We start from the raw sequence: 15,446 nt of genomic DNA, 5'->3' as shown, positions 1-15,446 counted from the left end.
TTGGGGTCGAGCTGGGAGTTCGGCTTACTTCAGCAGTCCGGCTTCCTTGTAGTACTTTTCATCGCCCGAATGGAAGGGAATGTCGGCACCCTTGACGGCGTTTTCCTTGTTGATCAGCTTGCCCTTGGTGTGGCCGGCGGCCAGGGTTTTCTGGGTGGGATCGCTATACATGGCTTTGACGATTTCGTAGACGGTTTCTTCGGGCTGCTTGGCCGAGGTCACCATCTGGGCGTTGACCGAAATGGTCTTGGTCTCGCCCACACCTTGATAGGTATTGGCCGGGATGATGTCAGGCGTGAAGAACTGCTGGTCAGCGCGCAGTTTGTCGATCTCCGGCCCGACCAGGGGCACGATTTCGATGCCCGCGCTCGAGGCCAGCTCGGCGATGGCGCCTGCCGGGGCGCCGCCGACGAAGAAGAAGGCGTCCAGTCCGCCGTCCTTGATCTTGTCGCCAGCCTGATTGGGCTTGAGGTACTCGGCCTTGACGTCCTTGTCGGTCATGCCGTAGGCGCCCAGGATGAGACGCACATCGACCAGGGTGCCCGAGCCCGGCTCATCCATGGAGACGCGCTTGCCGCGCAGGTCGGCCACCGATTTGATGCCGGAGCCCTTGCGAGTGACCAGATGGATGCTTTCCGGATAGAGGGTGGCCACCAGGCGCAGGTCCTGGGCCTTGGGCTTGCCCTCGAACGTGCCGCTGCCGTTGTAGGCCCAGTACGCCACGTCGGATTGCGTGAAACCGGACTCGAAAGAGCCGCCCAGAATGCCATTGATGTTGGCTACCGAGCCGTTGGAGGCTGCGGCCGTGGCGATCAGTTTGCCCGGCTGCGAAACGGCGTTGGCGATCATGCCGCCGATGGGGTAGTAGGTGCCAGCCGTGCCGCCCGTGCCGATGCGGAAGAACTGCTGTGCCTGAGCCGAAGTGGCCGTGCCCGCGATGGCAACGGCAAGCGTCAGGGTTTTGATCCATGTTTTGAGCGACATGTAAAGTTTCTCCGTGAAAACTGGCTCTGTGATTGTTGTGTGTTTAACAACGCCAGTGTGTCACGCGGGGATTGCTTAGCCAATGACCCGAAGGGTATGGTTTACCTGGGGGCCACTGGGCCCTATGGTTATGATTGCCCCGGGTTTTGTTATGGATGCGGGGTCATGCGCGGAGCAAACGCTGGTGTCCACACGTCTTTCCAACGATCTTTACTTGCCTGAACCTGCCCTGCCCGGCCAGCTCCTGGCGCAGGTCGATACGCCCAGTCTGGTGCTGGATCTCGATGTGTTCGAGACCAATCTGAGCGTCATGCAGCAGTGGGCCGACCGTCACGGTGTGGCCTTGCGACCGCATGCCAAAGCGCATAAATGCCCGGAGGTGGCGCGTCGCCAGATGGCGTTGGGCGCGCGCGGCATCTGCTGCCAGAAGGTGAGCGAGGCACTGCCCTTTTTGCAGGCGGGCATACGCGATATTCACATCAGCAACGAGGTCGTCGGCGCGGCCAAACTGGCCCTTCTGGCGCAGATCGCCGTGCAGGCCGATGTCAGCGTCTGCGTGGACTACATGCACAACCTGCAGGCGCTGGCCGCGGCCATGGCGCAAGCCGGCGCCCGCATCACCGTGTTGGTCGAGGTCGATGTCGGCCAAGGGCGTTGCGGCGTGGTCGATGACCACGACGTGCTGGCGCTGGCACGCGCCGCCGAGGCCATGCAGGGCCTGCGGTTTGGCGGACTGCAGGCCTACCACGGCTCGGTGCAGCATGTGCGCGGCCACGCCGAGCGCGCCGCGCGGTGCGCGCAGGCCGCCGCCCGTGCGGCAGGCTATGCCTCCCTGTTGCGGGCCCATGTCATCACCTGCGAGCGCATTACCGGAGGTGGCACTGGCAGCGTGGAGTTCGACGCCGCCAGCGGCGTCTATACCGAATTGCAGGCCGGGTCATACGCCTTTATGGACGGCGATTACGGCGCCAATGAGTGGGTCGGCCCGCTGACTTTCGGCACGAGTCTTCACCTGTTGTCCTCGGTTATGAGCACGCCGGCTGCCGGGCGCATCATCCTGGACGCCGGCCTGAAGTCCGCCACCATCGAGTCCGGCCTGCCGCGCATCGAGGGCCGGCCCGGCCTGTTATACGCGGCGGCCAATGACGAGCACGGCATCGTGCGCGTCGACGAAGGCACCGCGGCGCCGGCGCTGGGCGAGACCTTGCTGCTGGTGCTGCCGCACGTCGATCCAGCCTTCAACCTGCATGACAATGTGGTGGTGTTGCGCGAGGGCGTGGTCGTGGATGTCTGGCCGATCGCCGCGCGCGGCCTGAGTCGATAGCGCCGCAACGGGACCGTGATCCTGGCCGGTGTTGCCCCCGTTTCTGCGGCCCGAAAACGGGGGCGCCTCGCCAAGGTGCTAAATTTCTGTTTTTCTCCCCCACCCTTTCTGTTTCTTTTTGCGGAACTGCCATGGAATTCAGCCAGTTGAATGTCAATAACCTCATGGAGATCACCTCCCGTCCGGACCTGGTGTTCGTGCGCGGTCAGGGCTCCTGGCTGGAGGATCAGGCGGGCAAGCGATACCTGGATTTCGTGCAGGGCTGGGCCGTCAACGCGCTGGGACATTGCGCGGCCGAGATGCAGCAGGCGCTGCACACGCAGGCCGGCCTGCTGATGAATCCCTCGCCCGCGTTCTACAACCTGCCCTCGCTGGAACTGGCTCAACGCCTGACGGCCGGTTCGGTGTTCGATCGTGTCTTCTTCGCCAACAGCGGCGCCGAAGCCAACGAAGGGGCCATCAAGCTGGCCCGCAAATGGGGCCGTGTGCATCGCAACGGCGCCTACAAAATCATCACCATGGACCACGGCTTCCATGGCCGCACGCTGGCGACGATGTCGGCCTCGGGCAAACCGGGCTGGGACACGATGTTCGCCCCGCAGGTCGATGGGTTTCCCAAGGCCGATCTGAACGACCTGGATTCGGTTCGTGCACTCATCGATGCGCAGACGGTCGCCATCATGCTCGAACCCATCCAGGGCGAGGCTGGCGTCATCCCGGCGTCGCGCGAGTTCATGCAGGGCCTGCGCAAGCTGGCCGACGAGCATGGCCTTTTGCTGATCGTCGACGAAGTGCAGACGGGCATGGGCCGCAGCGGCACCATGTTCGCCTATCAGCAGTTTGATGTGGTGCCCGACATCATGACGCTGGGCAAGGGGATCGGCGGCGGCGTGCCGCTGGCGGCGTTGCTGGCGCGCGAATCGGTCAGCGTGTTCTCGCACGGTGAACAGGGCGGGACCTATAACGGCAACCCGTTGTGCACGGCAGTGGGGGTAGCGGTGTACGACGTGCTGGCCGCACCGGGCTTCCTGGAAAGCGTGCAGGATCGCGGCCGTCAATTGTCCGAAGGTCTTCTGGCTCTGTCGCAGAAGTTCGGCCTGTGCGGCGAGCGTGGCATGGGCCTGTTGCGTGCACTCAAGCTCGATGGCGACTACGGTCCGGCCATCGTCGAGGCAGCACGTCAACTAGAACCGCAAGGGCTGCTGCTCAATGCTCCGCGCGGCAATCTGCTGCGCTTCATGCCCGCGCTGAACGTGACCGAGGCGGAAACGGCCACCATGCTGGAGCAGCTCGATCATCTGATCGCCACCGTTCGCAAGTAAACGTTTTCGTATCCTCCGACAGCCGCGTCATGCGGCTGTCTTGCTTTGGAGATGCCATGTCAGCCATCGACGACTTTCGGCCCGGCGTTTATCGCCACTACAAGGGTCAGCATTATCTGGCGCTGGGCCTGGCCCGGGCCGATGAGACCGACGACATCGTCGTCGTCTACGTCAGGCTTTATCCCCGCGACGGCCTGCCCATGAACACGCGCCTGTTGCGCATCTGGAACGAGACGGTCGGCTCCGAGGCGGGCGACGTGCCGCGCTTCAGCTATGTGGGGCCGGCCAGTCCAGCGGCCTGACGCCCCACGTCACCTTACTGCTCAGTCTCGCTTAGCGCGATCAACGCCACGCCGTCGGTGACCTGATCCCCCAGGGCATAGAAGATCTTGCTCACCACGCCCGCGGCCGGCGCGGTAATGGTGTGCTCCATCTTCATGGCCTCCATGACCAGCAAGGCCTGCCCCTTCTGAACGCTGTCGCCGGCCTGGACGGCAATGGCGATGATCTTGCCTGGCATGGGAGCGGTCAGGCCACCGCCGTGCCCTTCCTGGTCGTCGCTGACATATTTGTCGCGACGCTCCAGAACGACGGTGGTGCCCTGGCGAAAGATATGCGCACGTTCGCCATGCAGCACGACATTGCCGCTGACGTCCCGGCCATCGAGCGATAGGCGCAGATCGTAGGCGAGTTCGGGATTGGCGCTGGGATGCGCGCGCCATTGCAATGTCACCGGAGTGTCGCCGGCGCTCAGAGACCAACCCGCTGCGTTGCGCTGCAGGATGACCTCGCGGATCTGACCCTGATCATCCCAGGACAACAGACGACGGTAGTGTCCGCTCAGACGCCAACCGTCGCGCGCGTTCCAGGGGTCGGAGGCGGCCGTGCTGCGCTGCGCGTCGTTGGCCAGGCCCTCCTTGACCAGTATGGCCACGCTGGCCAGGGCCAGGGATTCCAGGCTCGCCGGCTGGGCATCCGGCAGCAGCGAGCAGCGACGGCGTTCGATCAGGCCCGTGTCCAAGTCTGCCTGGGCGAAGGCATCATCCTGCATAAGCCGGGTGAGAAACGCCACGTTGGTCTGCACACCGACAGCCTGCGTCCGTGCCAGCGCCTGCACAATGCGCGCGCGTGCCTGATCGCGGTCTGCGCCACGCACGATCAGTTTGGCGATCATGGGGTCGTAGAACGGTGTGATGGTGTCGCCCATGCGCACGCCACCATCCACACGGATGTCGCCATTGGCAAACGCCGTGTGTGGCGGCAGTGCGAGATAGCTCAACGTACCGATGGAGGGCAGGAATCCTTTCTCCGGATTCTCGGCATAAATGCGTGCTTCGATGGCATGGCCGTCGATCTGCAGCGCTTGCTGGGTCAGCGGCAGCGGCTCGCCCGCGGCCACGCGCAACTGCCATTCGACCAGATCCAGGCCGGTGATCATCTCGGTGACAGGATGCTCGACCTGCAGCCGCGTATTCATCTCCATGAAATAGAAGCGTCCGTCGGGTTCGACGATGAATTCCACCGTGCCTGCGCCGACATAGCCCACGGCCTTGGCGGCAGCCACCGCCGCCTCGCCCATGGCCTGCCGCCGCTGCTCCGTCATGCCAGGCGCAGGCGCTTCCTCGATGACTTTCTGGTGGCGGCGTTGCACGGAGCAGTCGCGTTCAAACAGATAGACGCATTGCCCCTGGCTGTCGGCAAACACCTGGATTTCGATATGGCGCGGCTTTTGCAGGTAACGCTCGATGAGTACGCGATCGTCACCGAAACTGGCACGCGCCTCGCGCTGGCAGGAAGCCAGCGCATCGAGGAAGGTGCCGCTTGACTCCACCACGCGCATGCCTTTGCCGCCGCCGCCGGCGGACCGACAAAGGCAATGCCCGCGTCGCTGGCGGCTTGCGCGAACGCTTCGTTCTCGGAGAGAAAGCCATAGCCCGGATGAATGGCTTGCGCGCCCGTGGCTAGTGCCGCCTGCAAAATGGCGTCGGCGCGCAGATAGCTGGCGCGGGGTTCGGCCCCACCAATGTACACGGCCGTATCGCAGGCGGCGACATGGCGCGCGTTGGCGTCAGCATCCGAATAAACCGCCACGGTGCGCATCCCCAGGCGGCGGGCAGTGGCGGCGACGCGGCAGGCGATCTCGCCGCGGTTGGCAATCAAGAGCGTGGTAAACACGAGCGACTCCTTGGTGCGGCGTGGCTTACATGCGGAACACGCCGAAGCGCGTTTCTTCGATAGGGGCGTTCAGCGCCGCTGATAGCGCCAGTCCCAGCACACGGCGGGTGTCAGCCGGCGCGATGATGCCGTCATCCCACAAGCGTGCGGTGGCGTAGTACGGATGGCCTTCGCGTTCGTATTGCGCGCGAATCGGTGCTTTGAAGGCCTCTTCTTCCTCGGCGCTCCACGTGGTGCCGCGGCTCTGCAGCCCATCGCGCTTGACCGTGGCAAGCACGCTGGCCGCCTGCTCTCCGCCCATGACGGATATCCGCGCATTGGGCCACATGAACAGCATGCGAGGCGAATAGGCCCGCCCGCACATGCCGTAGTTGCCCGCGCCGAAGGAGCCGCCGATCAGGACGGTGAACTTGGGCACATTGGCGGTGGCCACCGCGGTGACCATCTTGGCGCCGTGACGCGCGATCCCTTCATTTTCGTACTTGCGCCCCACCATGAACCCGGTGATGTTTTGCAGAAAAACCAGCGGGATCTTGCGCTGTGCGCACAGCTCGATGAAGTGGGCCCCCTTTTGGGCGGATTCGGAAAACAGGATGCCGTTGTTGGCCACGATACCCACCGGCATGCCGTGGATATGCGCAAACCCGGTGACCAGTGTGGTGCCGTATCGCGCCTTGAACTCGTCGAACTCCGAGCCGTCGACGATGCGTGCGATGACCTCGCGTACATCGAAGGGTTTGCGCGTGTCCGCGGGGATGATGCCATTGAGCTCGGCGGGGTCGTAGCGCGGCTCGCGCGGCTCGGCCGGCGCCAGCGGCTGCGGTTTGCGGCGGTTGAGCCGGGCGACGGCGTTGCGTGCCAGCTCCAATGCGTGGCGGTCGTTGGCGGCCAGATGGTCCACCACGCCCGACAGCCGGGTATGCACGTCGCCTCCGCCCAGGTCTTCGGCGCTGACTTCTTCGCCGGTTGCCGCCTTGACCAGGGGCGGGCCACCCAGAAAGATGGTGCCTTGATTCTTGACGATGATGGACTCATCGCTCATGGCCGGGACATACGCGCCGCCGGCGGTACACGAGCCCATCACCACGGCGATCTGCGCGATGCCCTGAGAGGACATCACCGCCTGGTTGTAGAAAATGCGGCCGAAGTGGTCCCGGTCCGGGAAGACTTCATCCTGACGCGGCAGGTTGGCGCCGCCGGAGTCGACCAAATAGACGCATGGCAGGTTGTTCTGCTGCGCGATTTCCTGCGCTCGCAGATGTTTTTTGACGGTCATCGGATAGTAGGTGCCACCCTTGACCGTCGCGTCATTGCACACAATGACGCATTCGGTCCCCGCAATACGGCCGATGCCGGTGATCAGGCCCGCGCCCGGCGCCTCGCCGTCGTACATGCCGTGCGCGGCCAGCGGCGAGAACTCCAGAAACGGGCTGCCGGGGTCGATGAGCTGCTCGACGCGATCGCGTGGCAGCAGTTTGCCGCGAGCCACATGTTTGGCACGCGCGCTTTCGCTGCCGCCCAGCGCGGTGGCGCTCAGTTGGCGTTCGAGGTCGTCAAGCACCGTTTGCATGGCGCTCGCATTGGCTGCGAAATCGGCGCCGCGCGTATCGATGCGGGATTCGATGATGGGCATGGCCGTCCTGGCTTGGGTTGGGAATAGAGGCGCACCCGGCAGGGGCGCGGTTTGTCTCGGCGGCCGTTTGCCAGCCTGTTATCGACGCGGCCCGCCCGCCAGGGCAGGCCGCAGGTCCATCAGAGCATTTCTATGGCCATGGCGACGGCTTCACCGCCGCCGATGCACAGCGTGGCCACGCCTTTTTTGCCGCCCTTCTGACGCAACGCGCCGATAAGGGTGGCCATCAGACGGGCGCCAGATGCGCCGATGGGGTGGCCCAGCGCCGTGGCGCCGCCGTGGACGTTGACCTTGTCATGCGGCAGATCGAAATCCTTCATGGCGGCCATGGTGACCACGGCAAATGCTTCGTTGATCTCGTACAGATCTACATCGCTGGCTTTCCAGCCGGTCTTGGCGAACAGGTTTTTCAGTGCGCCCACCGGAGCCGTGGTGAACCATTGCGGCTCTTGCGAGTGCTGGGTGTGGGCCACGATGCGCGCCAGCGGCTTGACGTCAAGCTTTTGCGCGGTCGAGGCGCGCATCAGAACCATGGCGGCGGCGCCATCGGAAATCGACGACGAGTTGGCGGCTGTCACCGTGCCGTCTTTCTTGAAGGCCGGCTTGAGGGTCGGGATCTTCTCCGGCATGGCCTTGGTTGGCGCTTCGTCGGTGTCGATCTCCGTGTCGCCCTTGCGGCCGGCCACGGTCACGGGAGTGATTTCCCATTTGAAGCTGCCGTCTTCGGTGGCCGCGCGGGCGCGACGCAGCGACTCCAGCGCGAATTCATCCTGTTCCTGGCGGCTGAAGCTGTACTTGGTGGCGCAGTCTTCGGCGAATACACCCATGGCCTTGCCGCGGTCGTAGGCGTCTTCCAGGCCGTCGAGGGCCATGTGGTCGTAGACGGTGCTGTGACCGTAGCGGTAACCCTGGCGGCCCTTGAGCAGCAGATAGGGGGCGTTGCTCATGCTTTCCTGGCCACCGGCGACCACCACGTCCGCGGTGCCGGCCAGCAGCAGGTCGTGGCCGAACATGGCCGCCTTCAGGCCCGAACCGCAGACTTTGTGGATGGTGGTGCAGCTGACGCCCAGCGGCAGTCCGGCGCCCAGCGCGGCCTGGCGGGCGGGCGCCTGGCCCTGGCCGGCCTGCAGCACGTTGCCCATGATGACTTCATTGACGTGATCCGGCTTGATGCCGGCGCGCTCGACAGCAGCCTTGATGGCGATGGCACCCAGCTCGTGGGCGGACAGACCGGACAGGCTGCCCATCATGCCGCCCATGGGCGTACGGGCAACGGAAACGATGACGATAGGGTCGGACATCACTTGCTCCTTTAAATCGGGACAGGACTACGTAGCCCGGTCGAGCCGGGCCCTGCCGGTATCGTAAAAGAAAAGTGGCCCACGTCCAGCGCCAACCCGGCCGCGCGCTTGACGCGCTTGCGGTAAACCGGGTTGCGGGACGCTGAGTGGCGCGCTTTTCTGAATCAGGTGGTTTCGTTGAACAATTCGCGGCCAATCAGCATGCGGCGGATCTCGCTGGTGCCCGCGCCGATTTCATACAGTTTGGCGTCGCGCCACAGGCGCCCGACGGGGTACTCGTTGATGTACCCATTGCCGCCGAGCAATTGGATGCCTTCGCCCGCCATCCATGTGGCGCGTTCGGCCGTATAGAGAATGAGCGCGGCGCAGTCCTTGCGGACTTGGCGGACATGTTCGCGGCCCAGGCGGTCGAGATTCTTGCCCACGGTGTAGCAGAAGGCGCGGCTGGCCTGCAGCATGGTGTACATGTCGGCCATTTTTCCCTGGATGAGCTGAAACTCGCCAATGGCCTGGCCGAACTGCTTGCGATCGTGAACATAGGGCACGGCCACATCCATGACGGCCTGCATGATGCCCAGGGGACCACCGGACAGAACGGCACGTTCGTAATCGAGGCCGCTCATCAGGACTTTCACGCCACCGTTGAGCTGACCCAGGATGTTCTCCTGCGGCACTTCGCAGTCCTGGAAAACCAGTTCGCCGGTATGGCTGCCGCGCATGCCCAGTTTGTCCAGTTTCTGGGCTACCGAGAAGCCTTTGAAGCTTTTCTCGACCAGAAAGGCCGTAATGCCGCGCTGGTGCGCCTGGGGGTCGGTTTTGGCGTAGACCACCAGTGTGTCGGCATCCGGTCCATTGGTAATCCACATCTTGTTGCCGTTCAAGACATAGCGATCGCCTTTTTTCTCGGCGCGCAGGCGCATGCTCACGACATCCGAACCGGCACCCGGTTCGCTCATGGCCAGGGCGCCGACGTGCTCGCCCGAGATCAATTTGGGCAGATAGCGCGCTTTCTGATCGTTGGTGCCATTGCGGTAGATCTGATTGACGCACAGGTTGGAGTGGGCGCCATATGACAGCCCTACCCAGGCACTCGCACGGGTGATTTCTTCCATCACGATCATGTGCGCGAGATAGCCCAGGCTGGTGCCGCCATACTCTTCGCTCACGGTCATGCCCAGCACCCCGAGCTCGCCAAACTTGCGCCATAAATCCATGGGGAACTGATCGTTGCGGTCGATTTCCGCAGCCCGCGGGGCGATTTCGCTCAAGGCGAAACTACGCACCGCGTCGCGCAGCATCTCCAGATCTTCACCCAGATCGAAGTTCAGGCCGGGAAGGTTCATCGAAGTCTCCGTGATAGTGAGTGCTTGCAGGCGCGAGGGACGATGCGGTCGGTTCGGATGAATGACGCAGTGCAAATATTACGTTTACGTAAACGTAAAGTTCAGTCGGGTTTTCCCCTAGGCGGATGAATGGGTGCAGGCGCGCCGGGCACGACAGGCCACAGGCAAAGCGGTGCCAACCGGTCAGGGGCCTGCGCCGGCCCCGTGGCATGTGGCTTCAGTCAGTGGCGTGCTCAGCGTTTGCTGGCCAGCAGGCTATGGCACTGCTGCTCCTGCGCGCTGATTTCGGCAAGCGTATCTTCGATATCGCGCTGCTGCTGTTCGAGCGTGGCGCGGTGCTGGGCCAGCACCGACAAGTACTGACGCAACTGTGCGGCGTTGTCGCTCGGGCCGTCGTACATATCGATCAGGCTGCGGATCTCCGACAATTGCAGGCCTAACCGCTTGCCGCGCAGCGCCAGTTTCAGCCGCGTGCGATCGCGCGCGCCGTAAATGCGGTTGCGGCCTTCTCGCTGCGGGCTGACGATGCCCTGATCCTCATAGAAACGGATCGTGCGAGGCGTGATGTCAAACTCACGGGCGAGCTCGGAGATGGTCCAGGTTGACGAGGACATGCGGTATGTGGCAGTTTACGTAAACGTAAATTATGACGCCTTGACCCGGACGTCAAGCCTGCGAGACAAGACATGAACCCGAATGAGCAGAAACTGCAGTACCCCTGGGGCGATACACAACCCGAGCCTGCCCGGGCTCAGGAGGTGGCGCCGGGCGTCAAATGGCTGCGCATGCCGCTGCCCTTTGCCCTGGATCACATCAATCTTTGGTTTTTGCGCGATGAGATCGAGGGGCGTCAAGGTTGGACCATCGTGGATTGCGGCATCTCGCGCGACGAAGTCAAGGCGCTGTGGGAGCAGGTGTTCGAGCACGAGTTGGAAGGGTTGCCGGTGTTGCGCGTGCTGGTCACGCATATGCATCCGGACCACGTCGGTCTTGCCGATTGGCTCTGTCAGCGCTGGCAGGCACCGCTGTGGATGAGCATGACGGACTTCATGGTGGCTTCGCTGTGGTCCAGCCGCAGTGGGGGCAGCGGCGCAGGCGGCGAAGGCGCGGTCGCCCATTTTGCACGCCACGGTCTGACCGACCCCGCGGCGCAGGAGCAAATTCGCCAGCGGGCAGGCTACTACCCGAGTCTGGTCCCGGCCATGCCGGCCCGCTATACCCGGATCATGGACGGCGACCTGATCCGCATCGGCGGTCACGATTGGCGCGCCATCGTAGGCTATGGCCATGCGCCGGAACATATGTCGTTTTTCTGTGCAGCCCTGAATGTGCTGATTTCGGGCGACATGGTGTTGCCGCGTATCTCGACCAATATCAGTGTGTTCGATTACGAGCCGCACGCCAATCCCCTGCCGCTGTACTTGCGTTCGCTCAATGCCTACGCGGACCTGCCCCAGGACACGCTGGTGCTGCCTTCGCACGGCCGCCCTTTCCGTGGCTTGCATGAACGTGTCGCACAGCAGCAGCAACACCATGCCGAGCGTCTGGAGGAGGTTGTGCAGGCTTGCGGGCTTGCCCCGCAATCGACCACCGACATTCTGCCGGTACTCTTTCGGCGCAAGCTCGATCTGCACCAACTGACCTTTGCCATGGGCGAGGCGCTGGCCCATCTGCACGCGCTCTATTTCGAAGGGCGCCTGACCCGGGCAACCGATGCAGACGGCATCGTGCGATTCCGCGCGGCCTGATCTCGCGTCAGCGGCTGGCGGTGGCCAGCCGCAGTGCCAGCCCGATGAACACTACGCCCGCCAGCCGGTTGAGCCAGCGCTCAGCGGTGGTCGAGCGTTGCAGCAACTGTCCGAACCCGCCTGAAAACACGGCGATGGCGCCAAAAATCAGCAGCGTAGCCGCCATGAAGACGGCGCCGAGTTCGATGATCTGCCAGGCCAGGGGGCCGGCTCCGATCTGCGTGAATTGCGGCAGAAAAACGAAGAAAAACAGCAGAACCTTTGGGTTGGTGAGGTTCATGATGATGCCGCGCCGATACAGTGCGCCCGCTCCCAGCGGCGCGGGCGCCTGGCTGCGGTTTGCGCCCGTGGGCGCGCGAAGAGTCTGCCAGGCCAGATAGAGCAGATAGATCGCGCCGGCCAGCTTGAGGACCACAAAGGCCATGGGCGAGGTGGCGAATACCGCCGCCAGCCCAAGGGCCACGGCGGCCGTGTGCCCCAGCAGCCCCGTGCACAGGCCCAGTACGACCAGAAAACCGGCCTTGCGGCCCCAGAGGGCCGATTGCATCAGCACGAACAGATTGTCTGGCCCGGGTGTGAGGGCCAAGAGTACGGCGATGCCGAAAAATGCAATCAGAGTGTCGAGGGGCAGCATGAGCCTACACACGGGAAATGAAGTGTCGCGTCCAGGCGCGCTTTCCGCATCATAGGCCAGCCCAGCGTCGACGGTTGGGTAATATCGATCCAACCTGCAGACCGATCAGTGCCTGCTACTCTGTCATTCTTTCCCCTGTCTACCCGCTGCCATGTCCTCCTCCGAGCATATCGACACCCTGCTTCAGCGCCTGGGTACCGCGCCTTTCGATCCCCAGACCGGAGCCGCGCCGGTCAATCTGCCTTCCATGCGTGCCAGCACGGTGCGGTTTGCCAGTCTGGAGGCGCTGGAAAACGCCCAGCAACGCAAAGCCGCCGGTGAGCGCGCTGTCGCCTACGGTCGCATGGGTATGGAGACGCATGCCGCGCTGGAGCAGGTGTTCTGCCAGCTCGAGCAAGGCACACATTGCTACCTGGCCTCCTCGGGGCTGGGCGGCATTACCCTGGCCTTCATGGCGCTGCTGTCGGCAGGCGATCATGCGCTGGTAGCCGATTGCGTTTATGGCCCGGTGCATGAGCTCAATGCCGCGGTATTGTCACGCCTGGGCATCGACGTGACGTTCTACCACGCAGGCGATGATCTGGAGGCGCTGGTCAAGCCCAATACGCGCCTGCTGTATGTCGAGGCGCCGGGTTCCTTGCTGTTCGAGATGCTGGACATGCCTGCCTTGGCCAGCTTTGCGCGCAGGCACAACCTGGTGCTGGCCGCCGACAACACCTGGGGCTCCGGCTACATCTATCGACCCCTGGCGTTGGGCGCGCAGGTGTCGGTGATCGCCGGCACGAAATACGTGGGGGGCCATTCCGACTTGATGCTCGGCGCGGTCATCACCAATGATGAGGCCATCGCCAAACGTCTTAACCGCACACAGTACGCCATGGGGTATTCGGTCAGTGCCGACGATGCCTGGCTGGCCTTGCGCGGGGTTCGCACCATGCCGGTGCGCATGGCGCAGCATGCCCGCCATGCTCTGGAGGTCTGCGAGTTTTTGCAAAGCCGCCCCGAAGTGGCGGCCATCTACCACCCGGCCTGGCCCGGCGACGCAGGGCACGCGCTCTGGAAACGTGACTGCTCCGGTTCGAACGGCATGCTGGCGGTGCAATTGCGCCTGTCGGTGCACGCTGCGCGGACCTTCGTCGACGCGCTCAACCTCTTTAGTATCGGTTACTCCTGGGGCGGTTTCGAGTCGCTGGTGCAGCTGGTCACGCCAGGCGAGTTGGCGCCTCATCATTATTGGAAGGGAGGGCAGGACGCGCTCGTGCGTCTGCATATCGGCCTGGAATCACCCGCCGATCTGATCGCCGACCTTACGCAGGCGCTGCAACGCGCTGCAGGCCGCTAGAGACCACGTCATGCCCCTGCCTCGCGGTCACGGCGCCATTGCGCGAGTATCTCCGCAGGCAAGGGTTTTGAGTACAGATACCCCTGGCCCCATTGCACGCCCTGGCCGGTCAGGTGGTCGGCCTGCTCGCGGGTTTTGATGCCCTCGGCAGTAAGCTCCAATTCCAGGCGTCGACCCAGCGAGATGATGGCTTCCAGTACGACGGCATTGACCGAGTCCGTCCCTATGCCCATGACGAAGCTGCGATCGATCTTGATGAAATCGGCGTCGAATTCGCGCAGGTAGGCCAAGGCGCTTTGCCCGGTGCCGAAATCATCCAGCGCCCACAGCACACCCAGGTTGCGGGCCTGCTGGATATTCGAGAGTGTCTGCTGGTCGCGCAGCACGGCTTCGCGTTCGGTCAACTCCAGTACGACCCGGGGCCTGCCCGGCCCTAGCGCGGCCATCAGCCGGCCGACGTCCTGCGCAAAGCCAGGCGTGGCCAGGTGAGAGCCGCTGATGTTGATGGCCAGGTGGTCCTGCGGGCCCAGATGCAGAAAGGGCAGGTCCGCGGCTAGCAATTCAAAAATATGGCACGTCAAGGCGGGCATGAGGCCGTGTTGTTCCGCCAAAGGAATGAACAGGTCGGGCCTGACCAGATCCAGGTCCGGGCGGTGCCAGCGGATCAAGGCTTCCACCCCGCTCATTTTGCCGCTGGGCAGGTGCATGACAGGTTGATAGACCATGGAGAACTCGCCGCGGCGCATACCGCGAACGATTTCGCTGATCAGAGACAGGCGGCGGTTGTAGTGATAGGCCAGCAAGCCAACCAGCAGCGAGACGATGACGACAAAGGGCGCATGGTGGTGCCACAGATAGGCCCGGTGCTCGGCGATGATCTCCAGCGCCGGTGCCACGGTCACGAGCACGGGGTAGCGCGAGGACTGCGCTTGTGCGCGAGCGCGGTCACTGAAGGCGGTGACGTCGTGTTCCGGTACGCTGGGTGAGAGCGGTTGCCCGGTATCGCTCAATGCGATCTCCACACGGAAGGCACCCCGGTTGGAGGCCGCTTTCTGTATGGCCACCAGATACTGGCCTTCGATGATGGCCAGCGCCCCGGTGCCTGGCGCGGTCGACTCGGATACCACGATGGCCATGCGGTCCGGCACCAGGAGCGTGCCCATGATGGGGGTGATGGCGTGGCCGGCGGGCAGCGCCTGCAGGCCATCGAAGATATCGCGCGGGGTGAAGTTGATCTCGCCGATCAGCGAAGAGCAATACATCTTTCCGCGCTGCATCAGCGTCAGCGAACGGTAATAGACCGTGGTGTTGGCCTGGCGGGCGAGCTCGGGTGCTGCGTCCGGACAGGGTTGTGCCAAAAGCCCCAGCGCCTGGTGGACATGTTCAAACACGATGTCCAGGGTGGTGTCCATCTGCCGCTGTATGGTCGCGGCCGTGACCGCCGATTCGCCACTGGCGCGGTCTTCGGCCATCCACCAGATCAAGGGAGCCATCAGTAACGGTGGCAGCGCCATCGCCAGCAGGGCGACGAAGAGGCTCCAGCGGTGGCGATGCTTGGTGGCCGGCATTGGGCGACCGACGCTTCCGGGTTATGAGTGACGGGCACTTGCCGGGCCATTGTATGCCGCCATGAAAACCCC

General features: G+C 63.7%; 12 protein-coding genes and 1 pseudogene. 5 read left to right on the top strand and 8 right to left on the bottom strand.

Annotation, left to right across the window (positions count from 1 at the left end; genetic code table 11):
* Nucleotides 1-24 precede the first annotated feature (24 nt).
* Nucleotides 25-984 (bottom strand): TAXI family TRAP transporter solute-binding subunit, encoded by a 960-nt coding sequence (locus tag LK440_RS16165; RefSeq protein ID WP_005017433.1) that lies wholly within the window; start codon nucleotides 982-984, stop codon nucleotides 25-27.
* A 310-nt stretch (nucleotides 985-1,294) separates the two neighbouring features.
* Between LK440_RS16165 and LK440_RS16160 the strand changes: the two genes are divergently transcribed.
* The 3 genes from LK440_RS16160 to LK440_RS16150 all read left to right on the top strand — a co-directional run bounded on the left by LK440_RS16160 (nucleotide 1,295) and on the right by LK440_RS16150 (nucleotide 3,932).
* Nucleotides 1,295-2,308 carry a DSD1 family PLP-dependent enzyme gene (locus LK440_RS16160; protein ID WP_025341286.1) on the top strand — a complete coding sequence of 338 codons (1,014 nt, stop codon included), beginning with the start codon at nucleotides 1,295-1,297 and terminating at the stop codon, nucleotides 2,306-2,308.
* 131 nt (nucleotides 2,309-2,439) lie between these two features.
* On the top strand, nucleotides 2,440-3,630 hold the full coding sequence (locus tag LK440_RS16155) for an acetylornithine transaminase (protein ID WP_005017437.1): 1,191 nt from the start codon (nucleotides 2,440-2,442) through the stop codon (nucleotides 3,628-3,630).
* Between the two features lie 56 nt (nucleotides 3,631-3,686).
* Nucleotides 3,687-3,932 carry a DUF1653 domain-containing protein gene (locus LK440_RS16150; protein ID WP_005017439.1) on the top strand — a complete coding sequence of 82 codons (246 nt, stop codon included), beginning with the start codon at nucleotides 3,687-3,689 and terminating at the stop codon, nucleotides 3,930-3,932.
* A gap of 14 nt (nucleotides 3,933-3,946) precedes the next feature.
* Here the strand turns inward: LK440_RS16150 and LK440_RS16145 are convergent.
* The 5 genes and pseudogenes from LK440_RS16145 to LK440_RS16125 form a co-directional block, all read right to left on the bottom strand.
* A pseudogene (locus LK440_RS16145) lies at nucleotides 3,947-5,805 on the bottom strand (ATP-binding protein).
* Between the two features lie 25 nt (nucleotides 5,806-5,830).
* Complete coding sequence (locus tag LK440_RS16140) at nucleotides 5,831-7,438, bottom strand: carboxyl transferase domain-containing protein (protein ID WP_005017441.1); 1,608 nt, start codon at nucleotides 7,436-7,438, stop codon at nucleotides 5,831-5,833.
* A 119-nt stretch (nucleotides 7,439-7,557) separates the two neighbouring features.
* The gene (locus tag LK440_RS16135) at nucleotides 7,558-8,739 is read right to left on the bottom strand and encodes an acetyl-CoA C-acetyltransferase (RefSeq protein ID WP_005017444.1); all 1,182 of its coding nucleotides are present in this window, start codon (nucleotides 8,737-8,739) and stop codon (nucleotides 7,558-7,560) included.
* A 164-nt stretch (nucleotides 8,740-8,903) separates the two neighbouring features.
* A complete protein-coding gene (locus LK440_RS16130; protein ID WP_005017445.1) occupies nucleotides 8,904-10,082 on the bottom strand; it encodes an isovaleryl-CoA dehydrogenase in 1,179 nt (392 codons plus the stop codon).
* 233 nt (nucleotides 10,083-10,315) lie between these two features.
* Nucleotides 10,316-10,696, bottom strand: coding sequence for a MerR family transcriptional regulator (locus tag LK440_RS16125; RefSeq protein ID WP_005017449.1), 381 nt, complete (start codon nucleotides 10,694-10,696; stop codon nucleotides 10,316-10,318).
* Nucleotides 10,697-10,768: 72 nt separating this feature from the next.
* Between LK440_RS16125 and LK440_RS16120 the strand changes: the two genes are divergently transcribed.
* Entirely contained in the window at nucleotides 10,769-11,830 is a 1,062-nt protein-coding gene (locus tag LK440_RS16120) for an MBL fold metallo-hydrolase (RefSeq protein ID WP_005017452.1), read from the top strand.
* A gap of 7 nt (nucleotides 11,831-11,837) precedes the next feature.
* Here LK440_RS16120 and LK440_RS16115 read toward each other — a convergent pair whose 3' ends face one another.
* Nucleotides 11,838-12,464, bottom strand: a complete 627-nt coding sequence (locus LK440_RS16115) for a LysE family translocator (protein ID WP_005017454.1) — start codon at nucleotides 12,462-12,464, stop codon at nucleotides 11,838-11,840.
* Nucleotides 12,465-12,615: 151 nt separating this feature from the next.
* Here LK440_RS16115 and metC point away from each other — a divergent pair, with 151 nt between their 5' ends.
* Nucleotides 12,616-13,806, top strand: coding sequence for a cystathionine beta-lyase (gene metC, locus LK440_RS16110; RefSeq protein ID WP_005017456.1), 1,191 nt, complete (start codon nucleotides 12,616-12,618; stop codon nucleotides 13,804-13,806).
* A gap of 8 nt (nucleotides 13,807-13,814) precedes the next feature.
* Here the strand turns inward: metC and LK440_RS16105 are convergent, their stop codons facing one another.
* Entirely contained in the window at nucleotides 13,815-15,374 is a 1,560-nt protein-coding gene (locus tag LK440_RS16105) for an EAL domain-containing protein (RefSeq protein WP_005017458.1), read from the bottom strand.
* Between the last annotated feature and the right edge of the window lie 72 nt (nucleotides 15,375-15,446).

Origin of the sequence: Bordetella holmesii (assembly GCF_020735985.1) — a bacterium.
GTDB classification, from domain to species: domain Bacteria; phylum Pseudomonadota; class Gammaproteobacteria; order Burkholderiales; family Burkholderiaceae_B; genus Bordetella; species Bordetella holmesii.
The sequence above is the reverse complement of the archived record's forward strand: the minus strand, read 5'-3'. Positions and strand labels throughout refer to the sequence as shown.

What these genes read in the sequence shown, in the direction of transcription:
- LK440_RS16150 (WP_005017439.1), top strand. Translation starts at nt 3,687, where the DNA reads ATGTCAGCCATCGACGACTTTCGGCCCGGCGTTTATCGCCACTACAAG.
- LK440_RS16165 (WP_005017433.1), bottom strand. Translation starts at nt 984, where the DNA reads ATGTCGCTCAAAACATGGATCAAAACCCTGACGCTTGCCGTTGCCATC.
- LK440_RS16105 (WP_005017458.1), bottom strand. Translation starts at nt 15,374, where the DNA reads ATGCCGGCCACCAAGCATCGCCACCGCTGGAGCCTCTTCGTCGCCCTG.
- LK440_RS16155 (WP_005017437.1), top strand. Translation starts at nt 2,440, where the DNA reads ATGGAATTCAGCCAGTTGAATGTCAATAACCTCATGGAGATCACCTCC.
- metC (WP_005017456.1), top strand. Translation starts at nt 12,616, where the DNA reads ATGTCCTCCTCCGAGCATATCGACACCCTGCTTCAGCGCCTGGGTACC.
- LK440_RS16120 (WP_005017452.1), top strand. Translation starts at nt 10,769, where the DNA reads ATGAACCCGAATGAGCAGAAACTGCAGTACCCCTGGGGCGATACACAA.
- LK440_RS16160 (WP_025341286.1), top strand. Translation starts at nt 1,295, where the DNA reads ATGCAGCAGTGGGCCGACCGTCACGGTGTGGCCTTGCGACCGCATGCC.
- LK440_RS16130 (WP_005017445.1), bottom strand. Translation starts at nt 10,082, where the DNA reads ATGAACCTTCCCGGCCTGAACTTCGATCTGGGTGAAGATCTGGAGATG.
- LK440_RS16135 (WP_005017444.1), bottom strand. Translation starts at nt 8,739, where the DNA reads ATGTCCGACCCTATCGTCATCGTTTCCGTTGCCCGTACGCCCATGGGC.
- LK440_RS16140 (WP_005017441.1), bottom strand. Translation starts at nt 7,438, where the DNA reads ATGCCCATCATCGAATCCCGCATCGATACGCGCGGCGCCGATTTCGCA.
- LK440_RS16115 (WP_005017454.1), bottom strand. Translation starts at nt 12,464, where the DNA reads ATGCTGCCCCTCGACACTCTGATTGCATTTTTCGGCATCGCCGTACTC.
- LK440_RS16125 (WP_005017449.1), bottom strand. Translation starts at nt 10,696, where the DNA reads ATGTCCTCGTCAACCTGGACCATCTCCGAGCTCGCCCGTGAGTTTGAC.